The organism is Neobacillus phoenicis (assembly GCF_047302305.1).
Lineage (GTDB): Bacteria > Bacillota > Bacilli > Bacillales > Cytobacillaceae > Neobacillus.
The window spans coordinates 3,748,474-3,775,331 of record NZ_CP154847.1 but is presented as its reverse complement, the minus strand read 5'-3'; the positions used below and the strand labels follow the sequence as shown (position 1 = coordinate 3,775,331).

Below are 26,858 nucleotides of genomic sequence, written 5' to 3'. Positions count from 1 at the left end.
TAACAAAATATTCGTTACAGGGATAACTGAAATACAACGCTTTCATTTGGTATATTGGTATAGGTATTAAATATTATACCACTTTCGAAGTGTGGGAACTTCCTCTGTTTCACTACACATGGCTTCCAACCGACTTTTATCTAGAAGATAAAAATATTTATCGCGAATATCAATAAGACCTTCATTTTGAAAATCACCCAGTGTTTTCGATATGGATTCTCTAGTGACACCCAGCATACTGGCTAGTAAGGATTGGTTAATTTTAAAATCAATTTTAAAAATCGTGCCACTTGGTTCGCCAAAATTATAATAGAGGTCCATTAGTAAATTTGCTGCTTTAGTACGAACATCATAAAAGGTCAAATAGCGAACTAAACGGTTGAGCATTCGTGTACGCTCAACGAGAATTAAATAGGCTTTTCTTAATACAGATGGATATTTATCGATGATCATAAGGAAATCCTGTTTCGTAATTTGCCAGACGGACACGTTTTCAAGTGCTTCGATAGAGGAAATTCGATGGTTGTCATTAGACAAGGCTTCTACCTCTCCTACGATATCTCCATGCATGGCAATGCTGAGGACAATTTCTTTTCCTTCATGATTGCGATAAATTTTCACCATGCCTGAACGGATGATGTATATATCATCACCCTGGTCATTTTCAAACATGAGGACATGGTTCTTTTTAAATTTCCGTTCCTTTAGAAGGGGAAGAATATTTGGTAAATCAACCTCAGGAATATCAGAGAAAATCGCGATGTCTGAGATATTGGTAATCATAAACATACAACCTTTCAAGGCTTGGTAGCTGGTTTTAAAAAATAATAGTAGTAACATAATTATATCACGATTTACTTGATTGAACTCGTGTAACAAAAAGGAGAAAATTTGGTTGGAAAAAATTTTAAATGGCTTATTTCATATTAATAAACAACAAACCAGTATACGTACAGAAGTTCTTGCTGGATTAACTTCGTTTATGACCGTGGCTTATATTATCGTTGTAAACGGAGCGATTTTGAGTAAAGCAGGAATGTCATACGAAGCAGTCACTCTTATAACAGTTATTAGCTGCTTTTTGGGCTGTATGCTGATGGCATTATGGGCGAATTCACCATTAGTCCTCATTCCTGGTATGGGTGATAATGCCTTCTTTGTTTTTACCCTAGTCTTTTCACTCGGATTATCTTGGCAGCAAGCACTTGCCGTTGTGTTTATAGCAGGGATTGTCTTTTTCCTTACTACAGTGACCAAAGGAGCAGATTATTTATCACGTTCCATTCCGAAATCAATGATTCATTCGATGACAGCTGGAATTGGACTTTTTATCGCTTTTTTAGGATTGAAAAATGGAGGTATTATCGAAGCGAGTGAAGGTACATTTGTAAAACTGGGAGACTTGGGAAGTCCTCATACGCTTACGACAATCCTTACATTGGTTATTTTAGTTCCGCTTTTCTTGCGTAATGTGAAGGGGAACTTCCTGATTGGGATTATTGCTGGCACCTTAATTGGTGCAGTCCTTGGTATCGTAGATTTTTCTTCACTAAAGGATTTTAGTTTTTCCTTTAGTGGTTATGATCGGATTTTCCTTGCATTTGATTTTAGCCAAATTGGTACCGTCAATTTTTGGACAGCTGTTTTCTCCTTATCAATGGTAATTATTTTTCAAAATATGGGGGCTCAGCTTGGTATGCTCCCTGATAAATCAAAGTTTCAAAGGTCCTTTCAGGCAAATGCTTTATCGGTAATTAGTGCAGGACTATTGGGATGTAGTCCAACAACGACTGCTGCAGAATCAGCTACTGGTATTGCTGCGGGTGGTCGAACAGGTTTAACTTCGTTTACGACTGGATTGTTGTTTTTACCTGCACTTTTTCTAGTACCACTTTTTAAAGTCATTCCAAACGAAGCGATTGCACCGGTTCTGATTATTGTAGGTTGTTTAATGGTTCAGAATTTGAAAGAAATACCTTTTAATGATTTTACTGAAGCCTTTCCAGCTTACTTAATGATGGCAATCATGCCTTTATCATTTAGTATTGCCAATGGTATTGCATTTGGTTTCATTGCCTATCCAATTCTTAAGCTTGTAACTGGCCGAAAGAAGGAAGTCTCCGTAACGATGTACGTGATTGCATTTTTCTTCTTGTTGTATTTTATATTAGGATCACTCTAACAAAACCAGGCGGCTGCCTGGTTTTATTTTTTAAAATAGAATATACAACCTAGAAGAATTATTGGTAAAATTTATAAAAATGGATTTCTCATCTAGCTTTTTGAGAGGAGCTTACAATGAATAAGAATAGAAATTGGTACCGTATGTGGAGAATCTTATCCTTTGCTTTATCTGTATTAATAAGATTTTACTGGTTCCGGTTATTAAGAAAGCCTCTGTCCGAGCGCGAAAAGTTATGGGGCAGGATCGGTCAAGAATTTCGTCAGACATTATTTGAACTTGAGGGTCTATTAATTAAAGTAGGTCAATTTCTAAGCATACGTGCAGACCTGCTTCCAAGTAAATTTGTCGAACAAATTCAAGACTTAGTCGACAAAGTACCACCTTCGCCATGGGAAGATATTAAACTAGTCTTAGAAAGAGAATGGGAGAGTTCGATTGAAGAAAAGTTACAATCAATTGATACAACTGCAATAGCATCCGCATCCATAGGGGAAGTGTATCGAGGGAAACTTAGGGATGGTACCGATGTAGCAATAAAGGTGCAGAGACCAACCATCCGGTCCATTATTCGAACCGATTTTCGTTCACTATCCATTATTATTTGGTTTGCTCACCATTTTGCACCAGTTCCAAAGGGTTTCATTAATTTTAAAATGTTATTCCAAGAGCTAAAAACAGTAATTGAAAGAGAAGTTGATTTTAAAAAAGAAATGGAATCTGTTAATCATTTTCGTCAACGGTTCCAAACGATCAGCAATTTAGAGATCCCAAGAGTACACTCTCAACTATGTACTTCACAGGTTTTAGTGATGGACTGGGTTGAAGGAACAAGGATTACTGATGAGGAGTATTTAAACCGTCACTTAATTGATAGAGTAGAATTATCACAAAAACTCCTTCGGATATTTATTCCACAGTGGTTAGAAGCTGGCACATTTCATGCAGACCCACATGCAGGTAACGTACTTGTAAAATCAGACGGATCCATAGTACTCATTGATTTCGGTATGGTAGGAGAAATTTCAAAAAAAGATGCAGCCAATTTTCAAGAACTCTTGCAGGCCATATTAGCAAAGAACTATTCAATGGCAGTAAAAGTTTTATTTGATTTAGGTTTCTTATTACCGGATACAAATCTAAAAACGGTTGAACCAATTTTAAAAGAAGCACTTTCAATTGATTTGAATCAGTTAAAGGAAATGGACCTGTTTCAAGTAAAAAAGGACTTAAATGAGATGGTTAAATCACTTCCCATTCAAGTTCCTACCAGGTTTATCTTTTTAGGGCGGTCTTTTGTAACAATCGAGGGGATGCTGCATACGATTAACCCAACTCAGGAGTTTTTGGAAATTGCCAAGCCTGCCTTTTTGGAGTGGCTGAATCAAGGTAACCAAAACAAATGGAAACTAATCGTAAAATGGATTCAGTCACAACCGATTTTCCAAGTGTTTCATTCTCTTACTGAAATGATTGAAATCCCACATAAACTTCTTGCGGTAAAGGAATCGGAGAAGCAGAAAGAATTCCAATTTCAAATCTTTGAAAATCAGAAAAAACAGTTGTCATATTTAGGTATACTTGGATTAATTGGCGCTTTTACCGGGGCCTATCTAAATCATCCTTTAATTTGGAAAGGATCCCTTGGAATAGCCGGAGTATCATTGGTATCTTACATAATATGCAGTGCAAAACAAAGAAAATGGCTAAGGAAGATTATCTAAAATATTGACAGAAAATAATAATATATGTTATTAAAATAGTGGTTAGCACTCTTGATGATGGAGTGCTAAAGTCAAATGGGTTTATTGGCACCCATTCATAATAAAATAGGAATAAAGGAGAGGTCTTAATGGAAACAAAACAGTTTAAAGCAGAATCAAAGCGATTATTAGACATGATGATCAACTCCATCTATACTCATCGCGAGATTTTCTTACGGGAGTTAATTTCGAACGCAAGTGATGCGATTGATAAAATCTATTACAAGGCATTAACTGACGACTCCTTAAGTTTTGACCAAGATAATTACTTTATTAAATTAGTAGCAGATAAAGAAAACAGGACATTGAGAATTATAGACACTGGTATTGGTATGACCAAGGATGAGTTGGAAACTAACCTGGGGACGATCGCCAAAAGTGGTTCCTTGGCCTTTAAAAAAGAGAATGAGCTAAAAGATGGCTACGACATTATCGGGCAATTTGGTGTAGGATTTTATGCAGCATTTATGGTTGCAGACGTTGTTACCGTTATTAGTAAAGCTTTAGGAAGTGAAGAGGCTTACAAGTGGGAATCTGAGGGTGCTGAAGGCTATACAATTGAGCTGGTTGAAAAGGATTCAGTAGGCACAGAAATAATTTTGAAAATGAAAGAGAATACAGAAGACGAAAACTACGATGAATATTTAGAGGAATATCGCTTAAAATCGATTATCAAAAAATATTCAGACTTTATACGTTATCCAATTAAGATGGAAGTCACTGGTAGAAAACTGAAGGAAGGCAGTGAATCCGAATACGAAGATTATCAAGAAGAACAAATCATTAATAGCATGGTTCCAATTTGGAGAAAGAATAAAAGTGAATTAACGGATGAAGATTACCAAAACTTTTATGCTGAAAAACGCTATGGTTTTGACAAACCAATCAAGCATATCCATATCAGTGTGGATGGAACAGTAAGATATAATGCAATTCTATATATCCCGGAAAAAATTCCATTTGATTATTATTCAAAGGAATTTGAAAAGGGTCTAGAGCTTTATTCTAATGGTGTTTTAATCATGGACAAGTGTGCTGACTTGCTTCCTGACTATTTCAGTTTTGTTAAAGGAATGGTAGATTCCGAAGATTTAACACTTAACATTTCAAGAGAAATGCTGCAGCATGACCGTCAGTTAAAGCTAATTGCAAAAAATATTAACAAGAAGATTAAAAGCGAATTGCAAAACCTCTTGAAAAATGAAAGAGAAAAGTATGAAGAATTCTATCAATCCTTTGGACGCCAATTAAAATATGGTGTGTATAGTGATTTTGGTGCTAATAAAGAGGTACTTCAGGATCTGCTCATGTTCTATTCTTCTAAAGAGAAGAAATTAGTTACATTAGACGAATATATTACTAGCATGCCTGAGGAACAAAAGTACATTTACTATGCAGCAGGAGATTCAATTGAAAGATTAGAAAAACTGCCACAGACAGAGTTCGTTACCGAAAAGGGTTATGATATTTTATTCTTTACAGATGATATCGATGAGTTCGCTATCAAGATGATCATGACTTATAAAGAAAAAGAATTTAGATCCATCTCAAGTGGTGATCTTGGTATTGAAGGGGAAGAAACGAAGGAAGAATCCGAAGTTCAAGATAACGAAAACCAAGAACTGTTTGACTATATGAAACAAATACTAGATGGCAAAGTGAAGGATGTAAGAATTTCTAAAAGATTAAAATCTCACCCAGTATGCTTAGCAACTGAGGGTGAAATTTCTATCGAAATGGAAAAAATTCTTGCTGCAATGCCAGACAACCAAAATATCAAAGCGGAAAAAATTCTAGAGATTAACAAAAACCATGAAGTATTTCAATCATTGAAGGAAGCTTTTGACGGTGATAAAGAAAAAGTAGATCTCTATACAAAATTACTATACAATCAAGCACTCCTCATTGAAGGATTGCCAATTCAGGACCCAGTAGAATTTACGAATGATATTTGTAAAATTATGGTGTAATGTAAATGAAAAAAAACCGTGTTCACATATAGTGGCACGGTTTTTACTATTATGATTTTTTTTGCAATAGATAAATAAAATAGGGGGCCCCAATGAGTGAAACAATTATCCCAGCAGGAATCCCTTCAGTGCTCGTTATATTGCGACCAATGGTATCTGCCGTTAATAACAGCCAGCCGCCAATCAGAATACTGACAGGGATGAATAGCTGATTTCTTGGCCCTACAAGCGCTTTAGCTATATGTGGAGCCATAAGGCCAATAAAGGCAATACCTCCCGTAACAGATACCGCTGAAGCGGCGAGAGCTATGGAGGCTAATAACAACTGAATTCTTTCTTTCTCAATTTTGATTCCCACTCCAATAGCGGAAGCCTCGCTAAGACCAAGGATATTCAAGCGATTGGCTTTGTATAATGTGAATGGGATAAGAATAATCAGCCATGGTAAGAGTGCCCAAATAAAGACCCAGTCTGTACCCCAAATATTTCCTGCTAACCATTTTGCAATGAAATCAACCTTTTGCCGCTCGGATGAAGAAATGAGAACAATCATTATGCCCGATAATGCTAGTGAAAAGCCGATCCCCACTAGTATAAGCCTTAATGGTTGAAGTCCAACATGCCGCTTATAAGAAGATACATAAAGAATACCGGTTGTTAAGAAAGCACCTAGAAAAGCGACTAGTGGTATCAAATATACAAAAGTTCCAACATCAATTGGGAAAAATAAAAAGTAAACAGCCACTGCCACACCAGCACCAGAATTTATGCCAATCATTCCAGGTTCCGCTAAATCATTTCTCGTAATTCCTTGCAGAATGGATCCAGACATTGCAAGTGCCATACCCGCTAAGATGGTAATAATGATTCTCGGCAACCGAATATCAAATAAAATAAACTCTTCTTTAAAGGTTCCATTACCGAGTAGAGTTGGAATAATGCGGTCATAGGACACAGAAGAAGAGCCAAGACCAGTGGCGATGATGATGGTGCCAAAGAGTAGTGCAAAAATGATAACCATGACGATTCGTTGTTTTTTTATAAGAGTATCTTGGATCATGAGAAGTTTTTATCTCCTTTCCGAACAATCAAAAGAAAGAAGGGTAAGCCTAAAATAGCACCAATTGCTACAACTGGCGTTTCATAGGGAGCATTAATGGTTCGACCAAGTGTATCAGCAAAAAGCATAAAAGTTGCACCAACAAAAGCAGAAAATGGAATGATATAACGGTAATCCCTTCCTACTATTGCACGGGCGATATGTGGAACCATTAATCCAATAAATGCCATATTACCTACAAGTGCCACTGATACACCTGCTAGTAAAATAATAACTATAAACAAGATGATTTTTATATACGTGATTTTTTGACCAAGACCGATAGCGACTTCCTCACTAAGACTCAAAATTGTCAATTGACGGGAGAGAAGAAGTGCAATAATGATTCCTATAATAATAAACGGCACAATCATTTGTAATTGACCCCAGGAGGTACCAATTAACCCGCCGGCCGTCCACATAGTGACATCCTTCGACGTTTTAAAATAAATACCTACACCATCGGAAACAGCATAGAGAAATAAACTAACTGCTGTTCCAGCAAGTACAATTCTTAGGGGAGAAAATCCTCCCTTTTTTGTTGCACCAATTCCAAATACGAGGAGAGAACCGACACCGGCTCCAATAAAGCAAGCAATCATAATGGCAAAAAAATTCGCAGATGGTATAAAAGCAAGTGTAATGGCATTTGCAGCAGTTGCTCCTGCCGTTAAGCCAAGTAGACCTGGGTCTGCAAGAGGATTTCTTGTGATCCCTTGCATAATAGCACCTGCAACAGAAAGGGCCATTCCAACAAATATAGCCGCCACTTCTCTCGGTAAACGAATTTCGCGGATGATAGTAAAATTTTTATCAGTTGCAGCAGTTGTAAGGGCTAGCCACACATCTTTAACCGTGATGTCTGCAGCTCCAAAAACCATGGCTCCAACAAACATGCACAAACATAGAAAAGCACCTACTATTAGTTTGTATATGAAAGGGATATTTTGTCTCATTGCTCACTCAACTTTTCTTTTAGTGGAATAGTGAAGACTCAAAAGGAGTTGTACCTTTTGAGTCATAAAAAGTTATTTTTCTAAAAATGATTTCTTAAAGAAAGCAAGCTGCTTGTCTAATGTGATAGGATCACTAAAAGAGGCTCCTTGACCATTCATTTCATACACATGATTGTTCTTTACAGCAGGGATGTTCTTATATGTGTCAGTTTGTTGGAAAGATGTATCCGCATCACTATATTTACTTAAAATGACATAGTCACCTGCATATTCTGGTAAAACCTCAGCAGAAAGGGTATAATAACCTGATTTTAAAGCCATTTCTTTAACTTTTTCTGGCATTTTTAAGTGCATAGCTTGATATAAAATTTCTGTACCACGAGCCCAATTATCGCCGAAAACATACAAATCTTTACCATAGCTTTCAATTACAGATACGGTAGCATCTTCTCCGACTTTCGCTTTAATTTCTTTCCCTGTTTCCTCAGCCTGTGTTTTAAAGTCATCAATTCTTTTCTGAGCTTCATTTTCTTTATTTAATAGTTTACCAATTTCTAAATGTTGAGTTAAGTAATCAACTTTCCCCCATGTATATGTTACAGTCGGTGCAATTTGTTTTAATTTTTCTAGATTTTTAATATTAGATAAGCCGATAATTAAATCGGGCTCAAGTTCTATGATTTTTTCTAAATTTTCGTCTGAAACCTCTGCAACATCTTTTAATTCTTTTGCAAATGTAGGGTTATTCTTAGACCAAACATCCACACCCACAACGTTTACACCTAAATCAATAACGTTACCTGTGAAACCTGATAATAAAACAACTCGTTTAGGATGGGCAGGAACTTCAACAGGACCATTTTCAGACAGATATGTAATTGTTTCAGACTTTGTTTCCTTTGATGCCACTTGCTTTTTCTCTTTTGGTGAATTGCTGCATGCACTAATAATTAGAACTAGCAACAGCATAAATGGAATTAGTAGTTTTTTCATTATTGTTTTCTCCTTTTAATAAATTGTATGTGAGACACATTGGTTTGTTGGTTCGTGGGTCTCTCCCGATTTCTGCATCAATTTGGAAAACTTCTTTAAGAACTTGATGGTTGATCACTTGTTCGCTTGTGCCAGCTTTCACGATTTCCCCGTCTTTTAAAGCAATAATATAATCGGCGAACCTCGCTGCTTGATTTAAGTCATGAAGTACCATTACAATCGTACGACCCTGTTCAACGTTCAGTTTTTGCAAAAGCTCTAATACTTCTAGTTGATGGGCCATATCTAGGTATGTTGTTGGTTCATCTAGAAAGATGATTTCAGTTTCCTGTGCTAGAGCCATAGCTACCCAAACACGTTGCCGCTGTCCGCCTGATAAGGCATCAACAGGACGAAATTTATAATCGATGGTTCCGGTAACTTCGAGTGCCCAATCAATCACTTCGTAGTCTTTTTTTGTTAAACGGCCAAATCCTTTTTGATATGGAAAACGGCCGTAGGATACAAGTTCACCAACTGTTAACCCGCTTACACTCTCAGGTGATTGAGGTAAAATAGCCATCTTTTTAGCAAGAATCTTCGTATTTTCTTTTAAAATATTCTTCCCGTCTAAAACAACTGATCCAGACTGGCTGGAAATGATTCGCGTAATTGCTTTTAGTAAAGTTGATTTTCCACATCCATTAGAACCAATAATGGTGGTGATTTTTTTATCAGGTATATGTAGGGTTAGATTTTTAACAATTAAACGCTCTTCATAAGCAATGTTTAAATCCTCAGTATAAAGACGAACCATAGGGGACCTCCTTTATTTAAATGATAATGATTATCATTATCGATTTTAACTATAATTTGAAATATATCCTTTTGTCAATAAGGAATTTGATAATATAATTAAAAAAACATTTGAAATTGATAATCGTTATCAATTAATATTGAATTAGATGATAATGTTTCTCAATTATAATTTTACAGTAATTACTGGGGAGTGACTGGTTATGGAGCAGCAGGATTTATTTGATGTGATCATCATTGGAGGAGGGCCAGCAGGACTATATTCTGCTTTTTATAGCGGTCTTAGAGAAATGAAAACGAAAATCATAGAATACCAATCAGAGTTAGGTGGGAAATTACATATTTATCCCGAAAAAATGATTTGGGATGTCGGCGGTGTCACACCCGTACCAGGTGCAGAACTAATGAAACAACTTGTTGAGCAAGGATTAACCTTTAACCCCGAGGTTGTGTTAAATGAAAAAGTAATTTCAATAAATAAAAGTAATAACGATATATTTGAACTAAAAACTGCTTCTGGACAAGTACATATGACAAAAACAGTCATTGTCGCTGTAGGAAGTGGGATCTTAAAACCACAAAAATTAAAAATTGATGGTGCGGAGAGATTTGAATTATCTAATTTACATTATACTGTGCAATCTCTGCACCAGTTTAAAGATAAAACAGTGTTGATTTCAGGTGGAGGGAATTCTGCAATCGATTGGGCCATTGAATTAGAATCAATCGCGAAACAGGTTTACATTACACATAGAAGAGGTGCTTTTTCCGGACATGAATCACAGATTACTCAACTTATAAATAGTTCAACTGTCTGTTATTTCGATTCCTCGATTACGAAGCTAATTGCTAGTAGAAATCATGAGCTCATTGAAAGAGTCGTATTAACTAATAATACAACAGGTGAAGTTACTTACCTGCCAGTAGATGAAGTAGTTGTCAATCATGGCTATGAACAAGACACCACATTACTTAAAAATAGTCCATTAAATATTTCTATGAAGGATGATTATTATATTTCTGGAAATGCTTTAAGTGAATCTTCCATTGAAGGACTGTATGCAGCTGGGGATATACTCACTTACGAGGGGAAATTAAACTTAATTGCTGGCGCTTTTCAAGATGCGGCAAATGCGGTGAATAAAGCAAAATTACATATCCAACCGGATGCAAATAGCTTTGCAATGGTATCTTCCCACAATGACCGGTTTAAGAGTCGGAACAAGGATTTGGTTAAGAAAATGCTTAAAAAGTGAACTTCGGTTCACTTTTTTTATTGAAATATGTTTAAATAAATATAGTGCTTTAAAGTAAGAATACAGAAGGGTGTGACCAAATGACAGAAAAGACTAAAACTACTATCCAACACCGCAAACTTCCCCTTAGTAAAGTGATTCTTCGAGTAATCGCCATTACAATTGGTGCCATTCTCATGGCCACCGGGTTAGAAATCTTTTTAGTTCCCAATCATGTCATTGACGGAGGAATAACAGGTATATCTATTATGCTTGCTCATATCTCCGGATGGAAATTAGGACTGTTTCTATTCATCCTCAATTTGCCATTTGTTTACTTAGGGTATAAACAAATGGGGAAAACCTTTGCCTTTTCTACCATATATGGAATTATTGTTTTATCCATTTTCACTTCGTTTTTTCATCCAATTCCCCCTTTTACAGAAGATATTCTACTTGCCACTGTTTTTGGAGGCATGATTTTAGGCATAGGCGTAGGTTTGGTCATACGGAATGGTGGAGCTTTAGATGGGACCGAAACACTCGCCTAAGTGATCACTAAAAAAGTGCCATTTTCTGTCGGACAAATAATTATGTTTATCAATGTATTTATTTTAGGAACAGCTGGATTTGTATTTAGTTGGGATCGTGCCATGTACTCCCTTTTAGCTTATGTCATTGCTGCAAAGGCAATTGATACGGTAGTGGCAGGCCTAGAAGAATCTAAATTTGTATGGATTATTAGTGATGAAGCAGAAGAGATAGGAAATGCGGTAAATGCTCGTTTAGGACGGGGAGTAACCTATCTTAAAGGAGAAGGAGCCTATACAGGGGATAATAAAAAGGTAATCTTTAGTATCATCACAAGACTAGAAGAATCTAAACTTACCACCATTGTAGAGGAAATAGATCCTTCAGCCTTTTTAGCAATCGCTGATATCACAGAAGTTCGTGGTGGTCGCTTTAAGAAAAGGGATATTCATTAACAATTAAAAATGGATCTGCCGGGTTAACCGGAGATCCATTTTGTGCTTTAGTGACCAATTTCAACATCATCTACGTGGTTAATATGTGATTTATTTATTAAGATAAATACTACAGAGATAAAGACAAATCCTGCTCCCACTAAAAACGGAAGACTTGGATTATAAAGTTCTGCTAGTTTCCCAGCTGTAAATGGAGCAATCGCTCCTCCAATAAACCGAAGGAAGCTATAGGCCGCAGATGCAGTTGAACGCTGAACAGGTGCTGCATTCATTACTGCTGTTGTAATCAATGTATTGTTATTTCCTAAAAATGCTCCTGCTAAAATAACCGATCCAATGACTACCCATTGTGTAGAGGTCCAGACACCCATTGCAACTAGAAGTAAGGCGAATAATGTTAACATAGCACACATTGACTTAATCGTGCCAAACCATTGTTGAAGCTTCGGAGCCATGAATACAGAAGTAACGGCCAAAAATATACCCCATCCAAGGAAAACGTAACCCAATCCATGCTCATTCAACCCCATAACAAAAGGAGCATAAGCTAATAAGGTAAAGAAACCAAAGTTGTATAAAGCTGCTGCAATACCAAATATTAATAGGGAACGGTGTTTTAGAGCACGGAAGGGATCTAATATAGATGTTTTTGTTTGTACATTATTTGTTTTTGTGGCCTTGGGCATTAAAACCATTAACCCAATGAAAGCGATAACCATAAGGCACGCAACACCCAGAAATGGACCTCTCCATGACATAGCACCCAACCATCCGCCAAGAAGTGGTCCTACAGATATACCAAGTCCTATGGCTGCTTCGTATAATATAATGGCTTTGGCTGTTCCGCTATTTGAGAGTGAAACGATGGCAGCTAAAGCGGTTGCCACAAATAAGGCATTACCAAGCCCCCATCCTCCACGAAGTCCAACGAGTGTCCAAATGCCATTCGAAAATCCTCCAAGTGCTGAAAATACAGCAATGATGACAATTCCAGCAAGTAATGTCCATTTTATACCCAGCCTTGAGGAAATCATCCCAGTAATGAGCATGGCAACGGCCATAACGGCATTATAACTGGTGAATAGCAACGTTACTTGACTATGGGAAGCATGTAATTGCTCTGCTATTGCTGGTAATATCGGATCCACTAGACCAAGGCCCATGAAGGCAATGATACATGCGAAAAAAACAGCCCAAACTGCTTTTGGCTGGGTTAATAAACCTCCTTTTGCAGTGTTGTCAGCTGGTGTTGATGATACAGATTGTGTTGAAGATGACATGGACATTTTCTCCTTTTCTTATTTACTTTCTCCTATACCTTTATTCTTAATAAATACCTAATTGGTTTCCTAGTTTTTCAATTAGTTGTATTATGAAAGTACATGATTGTATTATACAACTATTTTACACTACGTCAATAGTGTTTTCTAACGGGAATAGTTGTCCTTCATTATATATAAAATTTCATTGTGTTATCATTAAGTAATAAGAAATTTGTTTAATTGTGGGGTTAATGTTATGAATGAACAATCTTTGGAAATGATTGAACTGGAATTGGCTATCTTAATACGACGTTCAACGGCTATTTCAAGTCATAAAAGACTTGGTACTCTTGATCGCTCAGCCTATCTATTATTGAGAAGAATTGCAAATAGAGGTGCTGCAGGTGTGAAAGTATTAGCAGGTGAATTTCAGCTGGATATTTCTACCATCAGTAGACAAGCCGCTACTCTAGAGCAAAAGGGTTATTTGTTTCGAATACCTGATCCATTAGACGGCAGGGCTTATTCACTTCAAATTACCGAACTCGGAACACAGGTATATAAGGACCATAAGCAGGCCCGTATAGAAAGATTAGCCGAAGTAATTAATGACTGGACTGATGAAGAACGGGAAATTTTTGGACAGTTATTGAAAAAATTTAATCAATCTTTTATTTAGCTGGAAATAAAAAAGGAGCTTTAAAAGCTCCTAATTAGTTTCAACTGATGCAGCAAACACTTTAATGGTGGTGGAGTAGGATACTCGGACACGATGCATTAATAAAAATTCATCTGTCAGGCCTTTTTCAATAAATTGGCCAGGCTTTGTGGTTGTTGCGAATTTGTAGTATTTTTTTGTTTCCTCCACTACCTGTTCATTAAAATGACCAAAAGGATAGGCAATGGCAATGACTGGCTTGCCAGTTACTTGTTCAATTTTCTCCCTTGAAGCATGAAGTTCTTCCTCGAAATTTGTTATTTTTGGTAGATCTGCATGTGACATTGTATGGGATTGAATGGAGAAAATTCCTGAGTTCACCATTTCTTTAATATCTTCAGTAGATAATCGGTAGGAACCGCTATCGATATAACCTGCAATGACATACTCTGTCGCTGTCGGCTTAAATGTCTCATCCTGTAATTTTTATAAAATATGAAAAGCATTCAGGTTATTTTTCATCCCGTCGTCAAAGGTAACAAGAATGGGCTTATTTACTTTATTGACTTTTCCCCACTCCTCAAACGTAAGGAGTGTATAGCCATTATCCTTTAAATATTGCATTTGGGCTTCGAAATTTCCTTGTGACACAAACAGTTCTTTTAGTCCCTCGCCATTAAATTCATCGATGGAATGATACATTAAGATGGGAACGTGCTGTTGAAAGGTTACAGTTGACTTAGCCAAAAGCTCATCCGAACCATTTGCTGTCTTTCCGTATACCTCAATCTGATACTCTCCACGCCTTCCTGAAAATTCTTTTGGACCAAATACAAGCGAGAAATCTTTCTCTTTTTCAGCAGATGAAAATAACTTACCATTTTCCACCACGTCAGCTGTTCTCCAAATAAAGTAACTAACGCCTGAAACCTCTGTTGGTAGGTTGGTTGTTGTCAAAACAGCACTACTAGAAGCAAATGTTACTGCACTTATTGATAAATCAACATTTGGTTTGAATAAAGGGTTTTCTTTCATTTTAGGTGATACTTTACTCATCTGGATTTTTTTGGTTGTTGTTGATACTGAGTTGTTTTTATTTATATCTTTGGCATTAGCTGTCTTTAAACTGCATCCTGTTTGTAGCCGTAAAGCAGAACATAGCGCGAAATAAAGAACCTTCTGCATTTCATCCATCCTTGTATATAGTAATCTCGCAGAATATAATAGCACTTACTAGTGTTTAAGAAAAGATACTGAATGGTCTAACATTACAATTTTTTAAAAATATGAAAACTTTGATTAATGTGGATACTGTTAATAATGAAATAATAGTGAAAAGGGAGACAAATAGTGTGTTTTACTGTTATTATTTTGGTGTAATCGATATAGTAATATATTTGTTTTTATAAGGGTGGGAGACAGATGACAGCGGACAAAAAAAGAATAGAACAAGACTTTTTAGGGAAAAAGGAATTACCATCTGAGGCTTATTACGGAATTCAAACACTTAGGGCGGTAGAAAATTTCCCTATAACTGGCTACCGCATTCATGAAGAACTCATTAAAGCGTTAGCGATGGTTAAGAAAGCGGCTGCAATCGCAAATATGAATACGAAACGGTTGTATAGTGGACTAGGAGAGGTTATTAGTCAGGCAGCCGATGAAGTCATTGAGGGCAAATGGAATGATCAATTTATCGTGGACCCAATCCAAGGTGGAGCAGGGACATCGATGAATATGAATGCAAATGAAGTCATTGCCAATAGGGCACTAGAGTTACTAGGACATGAGAAGGGAGCTTATAACCATTTAAGTCCAAACACTCATGTAAATATGTCTCAATCGACTAATGATGTTTTCCCTACCGCCATTCATATAGCTACATTAAAAATGCTTGAAAAGTTACTTGAAACGATGAAAGAAATGAACAAGGTTTTCAAGACTAAAGCCAAACAGTTTGAAAATGTCATTAAAATGGGACGGACCCATCTTCAAGATGCCGTACCGATTCGTCTCGGACAAGAATTTGAGGCATACAGCAGAGTGTTGGAAAGAGATATAAACCGTATCCATCAATCAAGAGCTAATTTATATGAGGTGAATATGGGGGCAACAGCAGTTGGAACAGGTTTAAATGCTGATCCAACATACATTAAAGATGTTGTCATTCAACTCGCAGATATTAGTGGGCTGCCATTAGTTAATGCTGAACATTTAGTGGATGCTACCCAAAACACGGATGCCTATACGGAGGTGTCTGCAGCATTAAAAGTATGTATGATGAATATGTCGAAAGTAGCAAACGACCTTCGCTTAATGGCTTCAGGACCACGTGCAGGATTAGCAGAAATTTCTCTTCCAGCTCGTCAACCAGGATCATCTATCATGCCTGGAAAAGTAAATCCAGTCATGCCTGAGCTTATTAACCAAATTGCCTTCCAGGTCATTGGGAATGATCATACAATTTGCCTAGCTTCTGAAGCAGGACAACTCGAATTAAATGTAATGGAACCTGTTTTGGTGTTTAACCTGCTCCAATCTATTAGTATCATGAATAATGGTTTCGCTTCCTTTACAGAACATTGTTTAAAGGGTATTGAAGCAAATGAAGCCCGTATGAAAGAATATGTAGAAAAGAGTGTAGGAATCATTACGGCTGTTAATCCCCATTTAGGATATGAGATTGCAGCTCGAATTGCTAGAGAAGCGACGATTAGTGGTAAATCAGTTCGAGAACTTTGTTTACAGCATGATGTGTTAACGGAAGAGGAACTGGATCTTATTTTAGACATTTATGAAATGACTAAGCCTGGGATTGCAGGGGCGGCACTTTTAGAAAGAGACTAATAAACATGTAAATAGTAAAAACAACAAAACCCAAAGGAACTCTTTGGGTTTTGTTGTTTGTGAAAAAATTATTTTTTCTCTTCTTTTTTCGCCATTTTTACCTCTCCTAATGAGCGATAGATTTGAGTATGCATGCTGCCTTCAGCGACATGCTCTAGAAAAAAAGGACCAATAAGCTCTAAATATTCCTCGTCCTCGAACATTTTTTTACTTTGTAATTCCATTTCCGCTAATCCTTCATAAGTCGAAAGAAGGGCATAGGTATAATCATCCCCAGACACAGGAGTTAAAATCTCTACTTTATGGTTGTAGTTTTCATTTCTAAATTTTTTAATCTCTCTTAAATTATCGATTCCTTCTTTAAATTGATCCTGTTTAATAATAAACGTTTGGTAAACAAAAACGGACATTTTTAGCACCCCTAGAAAAATTTTTCCTAGGTTTAAACTTACCTTAAAGCTGGTAAATTATTCAGCTTTATGACATTTAACATATGATGGTGGGGCTTAGTTGGGGGTGATTTTGAACCTATTTCAAAATTTCGCTTAATGGCACAAGTTGGTATCCGTTTGTTTTTAACCATGGTATAACCTGATCGACTGCTGCTGGTGTATTGATTCCACCAATAGCAATGAGTAGGCTATCACCATTACTTGCACCAGCTTTAATTCGCTCGATAATTACCTCGGTAGAAGGCTGCTGCCAATCAATAGTATCAAGAGACCATTGAATACTATATGAATAACCAGCTTCCCCAACAATTTTTAGAGCTTCTGTATTAAGTAATTCCCTCTAAACAAATGGATGCGAGGATAAAGTAAAGCCACCTTAGTCCATTCTGTTTAAAATAAGATACAACCCCTAATACAAGAAACAATGAAAATAGCAGGATGGCAAGAAGAATTAAGGCATCTAACAAGATACATTCACCCTTTTTGATCCGCACAAGACATAAGAAACCGTAAAAATCCCTTTATTTATCCTATTTTTTAACTAACCTTTTATTTCCATATTTTTATTATAACAAAAAGTAATTTTATTAATGAGAGATAATGGTAAAATAAAATCTATTAGTTTAGTTCCTTTTAATTGCAGGAAAATGAAAATAAAAATGGAAGACTATCTGAAACCAAATCCAGTCTAAAAACGTCAAATAGTATGTGAAAAGGAAATAATTAGATTTAATAAATAAATGGGGAAAAGATGGGGGAATATGGGAAAACTCACTAGGGTTATTTCAATTTTATTGGCTGGAAGTTTTGTGTTATTGGCCGGTTGTTCAGATCAACCGATTAAAGAGACAAAGGCATCTGAACAACAACCGAAAATAAAAGTAGAAAAAAAAGTGGAAAAGAAAAAGGAAGAGGAAAAGCCGGTTTTTGTAACTATCATTGATCCGACAACAAAAGCAACTATTAAAACTTTTAATCCGAAGGAATTGGGCTTTTCTACTGACCTTGAAAAGTATAAAGCAGAGATTTCGAAAGTAGCTAGAGAATTAGCGAGGGGAACGGAAACAACCCCTGGTTATGATAAGAGAATGACTCTTGATAAGCTAGATGAAAATGGACAGGTTATTAAAGGGACACCACAAACCATTCTAGATGAGGATGAATTGATAGAAAAAGTGATTCAGTCTTCTGTAAAAGGTGGGAATGTGGAGGTGCCATTATATGTGACAGCAAGTGGATATAAGGTGGAAGATGCAGCCCATTTAGGGGAAGTCTTAGTCGCATCTTACACTACTCATTTTAATAGCGGTGTCGTTGGAAGAACGAAAAATATAGCTTTATCAGCACAAGCCATTAATAATGTCATTCTTGGTGTGGGGGACTCTTTCTCGTTTAATACGACTGTAGGCCCAAGTGACGCAGCCCACGGGTTTCAAAAGGCACCAGAAGTGGTAGAAGGGAAACTGGTTGATGGTATAGGTGGGGGTATTTGTCAAACTTCATCCACCTTATTTAATGCAATAGACAAATTAGGTGTTAGCTACATCGAAAAGCACCATCATTCACTACAGGTAGGGTATGTTCCAACTGGGAGAGATGCGACAGTATCCTATGGAGGTAAAGATTTTAGATTTAAAAATACGACAGGTGCGCCAGTCATCTTGAAGGCAATTGTAAGAAAAGGATCCTTAACCGTAGAGGTTAGGACCGCAAAAGCGTATCAGGACATTATAAAGAAACAAATGTAAAGCCAATAAGTCCACTATTGAAAGATGCCCAGTATGAAAAATACTGGGCATTTTTAACATAATAGGAAAGTATAAAATACGACTTCGAGAATTGTCCAGCTCCAGCGCCTAGCCCCTCGGGTCAAATAACCTTCGGCAATAAAAGTCAAAAGGCGGACTTTTCTTGCCGAAGAACATTTGCCTGTCGGGGCTGACCAAGGCGCTTCCGCTTTTCTTATGAGCAGAATTCAACTTTTATTATTTGATGTTTCCACGGAACTATCTCAATTCTTCCCAATCCGTATAATGTCCGCTTCCTTGGCAACCGGGACATTCAAACGAATTATAGTAGGCATATTCATTATAAGGGTAAACAGTATAACCACGACCTTGACAGTCAGGACACTTACCTAAATCTTTCATAGTGGTTACGTGGTTTTGATACCTTGTTTCTCTCCATTGATTAAATGAGTTTAGAAGTCCCATCATTTTCACCTCATCTTTTTTTATATTATGATGAAAATATGGAAATGTTATGCAAAAAAATTTGCTATTTACTATCTAAACTCAATTTCTTCATACGGTATTGTAAGCTTTGGCGGCTTAATCTTAGTGACTTAGCTGCTCTTGAAATATTAAAATCATGTTTCTTTAGGACATGCTCAATATAGGTTTTTTCAAATAACTCCATTTGGTCCTTTAGAGGTATTGTTACATCTGAATTTTCCTTTAGGAATGTATCAACAGTGGATAAAGGCATCATTCTCTCTTTCAACTGCATTTTGTTACGATATTGGTAGGGTAAATGGGAGTACATGATAACTTCCTCATCCATCATAATGTTCATGGCTGCTTCGATTATATGCTCAAGCTCTCGTACATTCCCGTGCCAATCATATTCAAGGAAAGACAAATGGACTTCCTCCGATAAGCCTTTTACATTCATTTGAAAGCGCTCATTATATTTATCAATAAAATGAGCTACTAATAAAGGAATATCCTCTTTTCGATCTTTTAAAGGTGGGACAAAGATCGTTACTACACCAAGACGATAATATAAGTCTTTACGTAATCGGTTATTGGCAATAGCCTCAATCGGATCCTCGTTCATGTTCGCAATAACCCTAACATCAATTGGCGTATCCTTCGTATCACCAATTCTCCTGATTGTTTTTTCCTGAAGAACCCGAAGCAATTTCGCCTGAAGATTTAAATTCAATGAATTAATTTCATCGAGCAACAATGTTCCGCGATTAGCTTGTTCAAATAATCCGGGTGTGTCAACTGCACCCGTGAAAGCACCCCGCTTTGTACCGAAAAGGAGACTTTCAATTAAATTATCAGGCAGTGCAGCGCAATTTTGTGAAATAAATGGAGCAGATAACCGCATGCTGGCATTGTGTATGCTTTGAGCAAAAAGTTCCTTCCCTGTACCTGTATCACCGACAATCAATACATATGAGGAGGTCCTAGTCGCACGTTTTGCAGACTCTTTAACCTCCATAATGGCTGGACTAGTTCCTATAATGGTATCAAATGTATATTTAGTTGATTCCCTATTCAAATTCCCTTTAATTAGCCGTTCAAGTTTAGTGACATCCTTTGCAATTTCAACTGCACCCTTAAGATTCTGATCTAAATAGATAGGAATAGTATTGTTGATCGTAGTAACTTCTCTGCCCTTGTTATTAAAATATGTTTGCTTTACGTTACTTGTTTCTTTTCCCTCCTGTAGTGCTTTTACAAGAGTACTAGATTGGTCATCTTTAAACATAAAGACATCGAGTAGGTTTTTATCCATTACATCATGGATGTCCATCGATTCCATTTGCATCATTTTTTTATTATAGATAATCGTTTTTCCGGTTTCGTCAACTGCATGTACTCCAACATCTACTTCGTCTAAAATCCGTTTATACATTCGAGTTAAATAGAGTAAATCATTCATTGTTTTTTTCATGATGGTTCATACCCCTTGTTAAAACTTTATGCACCTATTTAATCAAAAAAAACATGAAAACGCAAAATAATTTTGCGTTTTTTTGCAAAAAAAGAGACTCTTTAGCAAAAATAATTTGCGTTATGTTATTAGAAACCTGCGGTGATATGCAAAATATTGTTGGCACGAAACTTGCAATATAGTTTTACGAACATAAAGGGGGCTATTTAATGATTTCGTATTCTCATGAGCCATTTACTAATTTTACAGAAGAAAAAAATAAAGAAGACTTTCAAAAAGCATTATCATTCGTTCAGTCTCAACTCTGTAAACACTATCCTGTTGTTATTGATGGTGAACTAATTACGACTGACGAAAAGATTCTATCCATCAATCCCGCAAATAAAGAAGAAATCATCGGTAGTGTTTCAATGGCAAATCAGGAGCTAGCTGAAAGAGCTATGCAAGCAGCCTTAACAGCCTTTAAAACGTGGAAAACTTGGAAGCCAGAGCACCGCGCCAATATCCTATTCCGGGCTGCTGCCATGATGCGCCGTCGGAAACATGAGTTCTCTAGTTATCTAGTAAAAGAAGCAGGGAAACCATGGAAAGAGGCTGATGCAGATACAGCAGAGGCTATTGATTTCATCGAGTATTATGGAAGACAAATGTTAGCGATCAAGGATGGAGCACCTGTTAAAAGTCGTACAGGTGAATTTAACCAATTTAATTATATTCCACTAGGAGTAGGAATTATCATATCACCATTTAACTTTCCATTAGCCATTATGGCTGGCACTACAATTGCCGCAATAGTTACAGGAAATACCGTTTTATTAAAGCCAGCGAACTCGACACCTGTCATTGCTGCAAAATTTGTTGAACTTATGCATGAAGCGGGCCTTCCAAAAGGAGTATTAAACTTCGTTCCAGGAAGCGGTTCTCAAATTGGCGATTACTTGGTTGATCACCCTAAAACCCGGTTTGTTTCCTTTACTGGTTCCCGTGAGGTTGGCTGTAGAATTTATGAGCGTGCAGCAAAGGTGAACCCAGGACAAATTTGGCTAAAGCGTGTGATTGCAGAGATGGGTGGAAAAGACACGGTGGTTGTTGATCGTGATGCGGATTTAGATTTGGCTGCTGCTTCCATTGTATATTCTGCATTTGGCTTCTCTGGTCAAAAATGTTCGGCAGGTTCTCGTGCAGTTGTCCACCAGGATGTGTACGATAGTGTCCTTGAAAAGGCAGTTTCACTAACAAGGACACTTACCTTTGGTAATCCTGAACTTGATGACACCTATATGGGGCCAGTAATAGATGAAAAATCATTCAAAAAAATTATGAGTTATATAGAGATTGGTAAAGAAGAAGGCAGGTTATTAACTGGCGGAGAAGGGGATGACTCAAAAGGTTATTTCATTCAACCCACGATTTTTGCTGATTTGGATGAAAATGCCCGACTCATGCAGGAAGAGATATTTGGTCCAGTTGTGGCATTCTGTAAGGCCAGTGATTTTGACCATATGATGAAAATTGCTAACAATACAGATTATGGTCTGACAGGTGCGCTAATTTCTAATAATCGTGAACACATTGAAAGAGCAAGAGACGAGTTCCACGTTGGCAATCTGTATTTTAATCGAGGCTGTACAGGCGCTATCGTTGGTTATCAGCCATTTGGCGGCTTTAATATGTCAGGTACGGATTCTAAAGCTGGTGGTCCTGATTATTTACTTCTTCATATGCAAGCAAAAACAACATCAGAAATGCTATAAAAGGGAATCCTTAGGGTTCTCTTAAAAAGAGGAGGAAATTGTAATGACAGTAGTAACAAATAAAACAACAGCAATCATTGAGCAGACAAATAAATTTGGGGCAAATAACTATCATCCACTTCCAATTGTAATCTCCAAAGCAGAAGGTGTATGGGTAGAAGGACCAGAAGGAAATCGTTACATGGATATGTTAAGTGCCTATTCAGCAGTGAACCAAGGGCACCGTCATCCAAAAATCATTCAAGCCTTAAAGGATCAAGCAGATAAAGTAACGCTCACGTCACGTGCCTTTCATAATGATCAACTGGGGCTTTGGTACGAAAAGATCTGTAAACTAACCAATAAAAATATGGCCCTTCCTATGAATACAGGTGCCGAGGCAGTTGAAACAGCGTTAAAAGCTGCACGGCGCTGGGGCTATGATGTAAAAGGAATTGCTGAAAATCAGGCAGAAATCATTGCGTGCACAGGAAATTTTCATGGAAGAACAATGGGTGCGGTTTCCTTGTCGTCTGACCCTGAATATAAACGTGGTTTTGGTCCAATGCTCCCAGGCATTAAATTAATCCCATATGGTGATATTGAAGCACTAAAAGCAGCCATTACTCCAAATACAGCAGCATTCTTAATGGAACCAATTCAAGGCGAGGCGGGAATTATCTTACCTCCTGAGGGATTCTTAAAAAAGGCTTCTGAATTGTGTAAAGAGCAAAATGTGTTGTTTATCGCAGACGAAATTCAAGTGGGCTTGGCACGGACGGGGAAGATGTTTGCGTGTGATTGGGAAGAAGTAGATCCTGATATGTTAATTTTAGGAAAAGCACTTGGAGGCGGCGTATTCCCAATTTCTTGTGTTGTAGCTAATTCTGATGTATTAGGTGTTTTTAATCCAGGCTCACACGGATCTACTTTTGGAGGGAACCCACTAGCATGCGCTGTCTCACTAGCTGCGCTAGATGTAATTGAGGAAGAAAAATTAGCAGAACGCTCACTTGAATTAGGTAAGTATTTTCTTGAACAATTAAATACAATCACCAACCCTATGATTAAAGACATACGAGGAAGAGGTTTGTTTATTGGGGTTGAGTTAACTGAAGCTGCAAGACCTTATTGTGAGGCTTTAAAGGAAGCCGGCTTATTATGTAAAGAAACACATGATACAGTGATCCGCTTTGCCCCTCCACTAATTATTACAAAAGAAGAAATTGATTGGGCAATCGAGAAGATCAAACTTGTATTATCATAAAAATATTTAATTACAATAGCTTCAAGATTATTGAACAAATGGTTATTCAACACTAAGTAGAAACGTTTGGAATCTTCCAAACGTTTTTATTTTGGATAATGCTTGTTAAACATCAGATACTATTGGTTGAGGTGATATGTAATGGGAAAATGGAATGAGCAAGCTGCACCGAATAATAATCTGCCACCAAAAACAATTAAACCTTGGGAATTATTAAATCAAGAAACGGGGCATGAATTCTCTGAGGAATTATCCGATGGTGGAGAGCGCGATGAATTCATAGAGAGACAAAAAAACAACCCAAAGCTGAAATAATCAGAAAAAGTGACGATTAAGAATTCGTCACTTTTTTTCATTCCATACTTTACAAAAAGTTTATGACGTTGTAGAATTTCTATGTACCTAACAAAACTAGGTAGGTGAAAAAATGTTTAACCGTGAATTGGTAAAAGGAAGCACATCGCTTATCTTGCTTCAATTATTAAACGAACGTGATATGTATGGCTATGAATTGGTAAAAGAGCTAGAACAGCGTAGTGATAATGGTCTTAGTGTAAAGGAAGGGACCTTGTATCCAGCACTTCATAAGCTTGAAAAGCAAGAGTACATTGAATGTTATTGGGTTGAGCAGGAAAAGGGTCCTGCACGAAAGTACTATCGGATTACTAAAGCTGGAAAAGAGTTATTAAGCGAAAAAACCCGTGAGTGGCAGGATTTTGTTCAAGTAATGAACAAGGTAATAGGGAGATCAAAGCATGGAACGGCCGAAGAATAGGTTTCTTGAAGAACTTGCTAAAGGTTTAGGAAACCATACAGATAAGAAAAGTATTCTATTGGAATATGAGACACATATTGATGAAATTCTCCTTGAATCAACATATTTGAATGAAGAAGAGTTAACAAATCATATTGTAACTAGGCTAGGAAGTCCTGAGGAGATAGCTGAATTATGGAAGGATGAACTGTCCGTTACTCCAAGTAACATGAAATGGCTGTTTATTTTACTTAATATCCTCTTTTTTGGGGGAGGCAGCGCGTTAACGTTAGCTCACAACCTTTTCGAATGGGAATGGTTAACGAACATTTGGGATCATCTAACTTCTATTCCTATCATCATTGCCTTCCTGTATATGTTCTTTTGGGCTTTACTTGGATATGAAATCGGGAAGGGTTTTGGTCAAAGGGGTCGAACTCTTTTGAGAAAAACGTTCTTATTATCCCTTATTCCTAATTTAGTGTTGATGATTCTAACTGTTTTTCACATTATTCCACATGCCTGGTTCGCCCCTTTATTAACAAAAACATTTATTATTGCTTGTATCATTTTTACAATTACTCTTTACCCAATTAGCTGGTTAGGATATCGGTGGGGGAGAAAAGCTTCGATATGAGCAGTTTTTTTTGACTATATACCTAGTAAAACTATATATATAGAAAATCTATATAAAAAGAGGGATGCTAAATGGAAATTAAGATTGGAAAATCAGATTGGTTGTTTTTATTGTTATGTTTATTGCTCGGGATCGTAGCTGAAGAAGCATTTTTTCGTGGTGAAATAGGTATTTCCTATATTGTATTCATTATGTCATTTTACTTCGTATTCTTTTGGAAATTTCGCAGCTTTCCCTTTTCACATCAGCGTTTAGGATACTTGATTGTTTGTTGTATTTGGCTTCTATCAGCAAGTTATTTACTAAATGATAACCGACTTTTCAAGACATTGAATATCGTTGTGATACCAGGATTGGTGATTTCACATTTAGTTTTAATATCAAGCCCAAAAAATTTTAAATGGAACCAGCCTGCATTTATCACTTTAATATTTTCAAGGCTCATGGATATGTTTAAATATTACTTAAAATTCAGTGGGGTCTTAGGAGAAGGACTAAAACATGGTGCAGGTGGTGAAAAATGGTTAGTATGGAAAAAAATATTAATTGGAGTTGCCATCTCAATACCTGTCTTATTGGTTGTATTGAGATTACTCATGTCTGCTGATACGCAGTTTGAACGAATCATTGGTGGGATTCCGGATTGGTTTAACATTGTAGACGCAGAAGGGATTTTTCGTTTGATCGTAACCCTCATATTCACTTTGGGCTTCTTTGGTTTTATGCAAGTGCTGCTAATCAAGCAGATAAAGGTGCTCAAACAACAAAACGATGCAGTGAATTTTCAAATGGACGGTATTATTTCAATTACGGTCCTTGTTCTCATAAATATTGTTTATATTTTATTTACTTTGGTTCAGTTTAAATATTTCTTCAGTGGCACCCTGCAAGAAAACTACACTTATGCGGAGTATGCAAGGAAAGGTTTCTTTGAGCTTTTATTTGTCACATTAATCAATTTATCGATTACTATTATTGTTATCACCTTTGTTCAGCGGACCAATTCATTTATTAAGAGATTTACTCAAGTAATGCTTACCATCCTTGTTCTCTCAAGCGCAGTGATGCTAAGTTCAGCATTTCTACGTTTAGGTATGTATGAAGAAGCGTATGGATTTACTTTCACCAGGGTGCTTGTCCATTCGTTTATGATTTTTCTTGTCATTATTTTTGCCTATTCATTGGTGAAAATTTGGGTAGAAAAACTTTCATTATTTCACTTTTATTTTATTTCATGCATGATTTATTACACAGCAATAGCAGTAATAGACCTAGATAAAATCGTCATAAAAGAAAACATGAACCGTTTCGAAACAAGCGGTAAAATTGATATAAATTATCTCAATCAGTTATCATACACGGGCGTGACAGGATTAATCAGTCTTTATGAAGAAAATCCTGAGATACCGGGCTTACGGAACATCTTGCTGGATAGAAAGAGGGAAGCGCTCACCACTAACCTTCCGTGGCAATCCTATAATTTAAAAAGAGAGCAAGCTTTTAGTAAACTGAAAAAATTAGATTTGGAATAGAAAACAGAAAATTTGATGCATGAACATTCCTGCTTTTAATATGATTAAAT

General features: G+C 36.8%; 21 protein-coding genes and 2 pseudogenes. 14 read left to right on the top strand and 9 right to left on the bottom strand.

Annotated features, from left to right (window positions below; translation table 11 throughout):
* Positions 1 to 66 precede the first annotated feature (66 nt).
* Entirely contained in the window at positions 67 to 783 is a 717-nt protein-coding gene (locus AA0X95_RS19465) for a Crp/Fnr family transcriptional regulator (RefSeq protein WP_413300752.1), read from the bottom strand.
* 112 nt (positions 784 to 895) lie between these two features.
* On the opposite strand from AA0X95_RS19465, the gene AA0X95_RS19460 reads away from it, so the two are divergent.
* The 3 genes from AA0X95_RS19460 (at position 896) to htpG (ending at position 5,915) form a co-directional block, all read left to right on the top strand.
* Positions 896 to 2,182, top strand: coding sequence for an NCS2 family permease (locus AA0X95_RS19460; protein ID WP_413300750.1), 1,287 nt, complete (start codon positions 896 to 898; stop codon positions 2,180 to 2,182).
* 116 nt (positions 2,183 to 2,298) lie between these two features.
* Positions 2,299 to 3,906 carry an ABC1 kinase family protein gene (locus AA0X95_RS19455; RefSeq protein WP_413300748.1) on the top strand — a complete coding sequence of 536 codons (1,608 nt, stop codon included), beginning with the start codon at positions 2,299 to 2,301 and terminating at the stop codon, positions 3,904 to 3,906.
* 128 nt (positions 3,907 to 4,034) lie between these two features.
* Complete coding sequence (htpG, locus tag AA0X95_RS19450) at positions 4,035 to 5,915, top strand: molecular chaperone HtpG (protein WP_413300746.1); 1,881 nt, start codon at positions 4,035 to 4,037, stop codon at positions 5,913 to 5,915.
* Between the two features lie 49 nt (positions 5,916 to 5,964).
* Here htpG and AA0X95_RS19445 read toward each other — a convergent pair whose 3' ends face one another.
* The 4 genes from AA0X95_RS19445 to AA0X95_RS19430 form a co-directional block, all read right to left on the bottom strand.
* Positions 5,965 to 6,975, bottom strand: a complete 1,011-nt coding sequence (locus AA0X95_RS19445; protein WP_413300744.1) for a FecCD family ABC transporter permease — start codon at positions 6,973 to 6,975, stop codon at positions 5,965 to 5,967.
* Positions 6,972 to 7,970 (bottom strand): FecCD family ABC transporter permease, encoded by a 999-nt coding sequence (locus AA0X95_RS19440; RefSeq protein WP_413300742.1) that lies wholly within the window; start codon positions 7,968 to 7,970, stop codon positions 6,972 to 6,974. The genes AA0X95_RS19445 and AA0X95_RS19440 overlap by 4 nt, the downstream gene beginning before the upstream one ends.
* A 72-nt stretch (positions 7,971 to 8,042) precedes the next feature.
* The gene (locus tag AA0X95_RS19435; RefSeq protein WP_413300740.1) at positions 8,043 to 8,963 is read right to left on the bottom strand and encodes an iron-hydroxamate ABC transporter substrate-binding protein; all 921 of its coding nucleotides are present in this window, start codon (positions 8,961 to 8,963) and stop codon (positions 8,043 to 8,045) included.
* Complete coding sequence (locus AA0X95_RS19430; RefSeq protein WP_413300738.1) at positions 8,914 to 9,759, bottom strand: ABC transporter ATP-binding protein; 846 nt, start codon at positions 9,757 to 9,759, stop codon at positions 8,914 to 8,916. The genes AA0X95_RS19435 and AA0X95_RS19430 overlap by 50 nt, the downstream gene beginning before the upstream one ends.
* 202 nt (positions 9,760 to 9,961) lie before the next feature.
* On the opposite strand from AA0X95_RS19430, the gene AA0X95_RS19425 reads away from it, so the two are divergent.
* Entirely contained in the window at positions 9,962 to 11,014 is a 1,053-nt protein-coding gene (locus tag AA0X95_RS19425) for an NAD(P)/FAD-dependent oxidoreductase (RefSeq protein ID WP_413300736.1), read from the top strand.
* A gap of 80 nt (positions 11,015 to 11,094) precedes the next feature.
* Positions 11,095 to 11,979 (top strand): annotated as a pseudogene (locus AA0X95_RS19420) (YitT family protein).
* A 47-nt stretch (positions 11,980 to 12,026) separates the two neighbouring features.
* Here the strand turns inward: AA0X95_RS19420 and AA0X95_RS19415 are convergent.
* Positions 12,027 to 13,259: an MFS transporter gene (locus AA0X95_RS19415; RefSeq protein ID WP_413300734.1), complete on the bottom strand. Its 1,233-nt coding sequence runs from the start codon at positions 13,257 to 13,259 to the stop codon at positions 12,027 to 12,029.
* Between the two features lie 238 nt (positions 13,260 to 13,497).
* Between AA0X95_RS19415 and AA0X95_RS19410 the strand changes: the two genes are divergently transcribed.
* A complete protein-coding gene (locus tag AA0X95_RS19410; protein WP_413300732.1) occupies positions 13,498 to 13,920 on the top strand; it encodes a MarR family winged helix-turn-helix transcriptional regulator in 423 nt (140 codons plus the stop codon).
* 30 nt (positions 13,921 to 13,950) lie between these two features.
* Here the strand turns inward: AA0X95_RS19410 and AA0X95_RS19405 are convergent.
* Positions 13,951 to 15,084, bottom strand: a pseudogene (locus AA0X95_RS19405) (polysaccharide deacetylase family protein).
* Positions 15,085 to 15,321: 237 nt separating this feature from the next.
* Between AA0X95_RS19405 and aspA the strand changes: the two are divergent.
* Positions 15,322 to 16,746 (top strand): aspartate ammonia-lyase, encoded by a 1,425-nt coding sequence (aspA, locus tag AA0X95_RS19400; RefSeq protein WP_413300730.1) that lies wholly within the window; start codon positions 15,322 to 15,324, stop codon positions 16,744 to 16,746.
* A 68-nt stretch (positions 16,747 to 16,814) separates the two neighbouring features.
* On the opposite strand, the gene AA0X95_RS19395 is transcribed toward aspA, so the two are convergent.
* Positions 16,815 to 17,156, bottom strand: a complete 342-nt coding sequence (locus AA0X95_RS19395) for a hypothetical protein (RefSeq protein WP_309864282.1) — start codon at positions 17,154 to 17,156, stop codon at positions 16,815 to 16,817.
* A gap of 803 nt (positions 17,157 to 17,959) precedes the next feature.
* Between AA0X95_RS19395 and AA0X95_RS19390 the strand changes: the two genes are divergently transcribed.
* Positions 17,960 to 18,946: a VanW family protein gene (locus AA0X95_RS19390; protein WP_413300727.1), complete on the top strand. Its 987-nt coding sequence runs from the start codon at positions 17,960 to 17,962 to the stop codon at positions 18,944 to 18,946.
* 529 nt (positions 18,947 to 19,475) lie between these two features.
* Here the strand turns inward: AA0X95_RS19390 and AA0X95_RS19385 are convergent.
* Complete coding sequence (locus AA0X95_RS19385) at positions 19,476 to 20,873, bottom strand: sigma-54 interaction domain-containing protein (protein WP_413310117.1); 1,398 nt, start codon at positions 20,871 to 20,873, stop codon at positions 19,476 to 19,478.
* 221 nt (positions 20,874 to 21,094) lie between these two features.
* Here AA0X95_RS19385 and pruA point away from each other — a divergent pair, with 221 nt between their 5' ends.
* The 6 genes from pruA to AA0X95_RS19355 all read left to right on the top strand — a co-directional run bounded on the left by pruA (position 21,095) and on the right by AA0X95_RS19355 (position 26,808).
* Complete coding sequence (gene pruA / locus AA0X95_RS19380) at positions 21,095 to 22,639, top strand: L-glutamate gamma-semialdehyde dehydrogenase (protein WP_413300725.1); 1,545 nt, start codon at positions 21,095 to 21,097, stop codon at positions 22,637 to 22,639.
* 43 nt (positions 22,640 to 22,682) lie between these two features.
* A complete protein-coding gene (locus AA0X95_RS19375) occupies positions 22,683 to 23,885 on the top strand; it encodes an ornithine--oxo-acid transaminase (RefSeq protein ID WP_413300723.1) in 1,203 nt (400 codons plus the stop codon).
* Positions 23,886 to 24,026: 141 nt separating this feature from the next.
* Complete coding sequence (locus AA0X95_RS19370; protein ID WP_413300721.1) at positions 24,027 to 24,200, top strand: hypothetical protein; 174 nt, start codon at positions 24,027 to 24,029, stop codon at positions 24,198 to 24,200.
* Between the two features lie 112 nt (positions 24,201 to 24,312).
* A complete protein-coding gene (locus tag AA0X95_RS19365) occupies positions 24,313 to 24,660 on the top strand; it encodes a PadR family transcriptional regulator (RefSeq protein ID WP_413300719.1) in 348 nt (115 codons plus the stop codon).
* Entirely contained in the window at positions 24,641 to 25,276 is a 636-nt protein-coding gene (locus tag AA0X95_RS19360; RefSeq protein ID WP_413300717.1) for an HAAS signaling domain-containing protein, read from the top strand. The genes AA0X95_RS19365 and AA0X95_RS19360 overlap by 20 nt, the downstream gene beginning before the upstream one ends.
* 71 nt (positions 25,277 to 25,347) lie before the next feature.
* Positions 25,348 to 26,808, top strand: coding sequence for a DUF4153 domain-containing protein (locus AA0X95_RS19355; RefSeq protein WP_413300715.1), 1,461 nt, complete (start codon positions 25,348 to 25,350; stop codon positions 26,806 to 26,808).
* Positions 26,809 to 26,858: the final 50 nt, after the last annotated feature.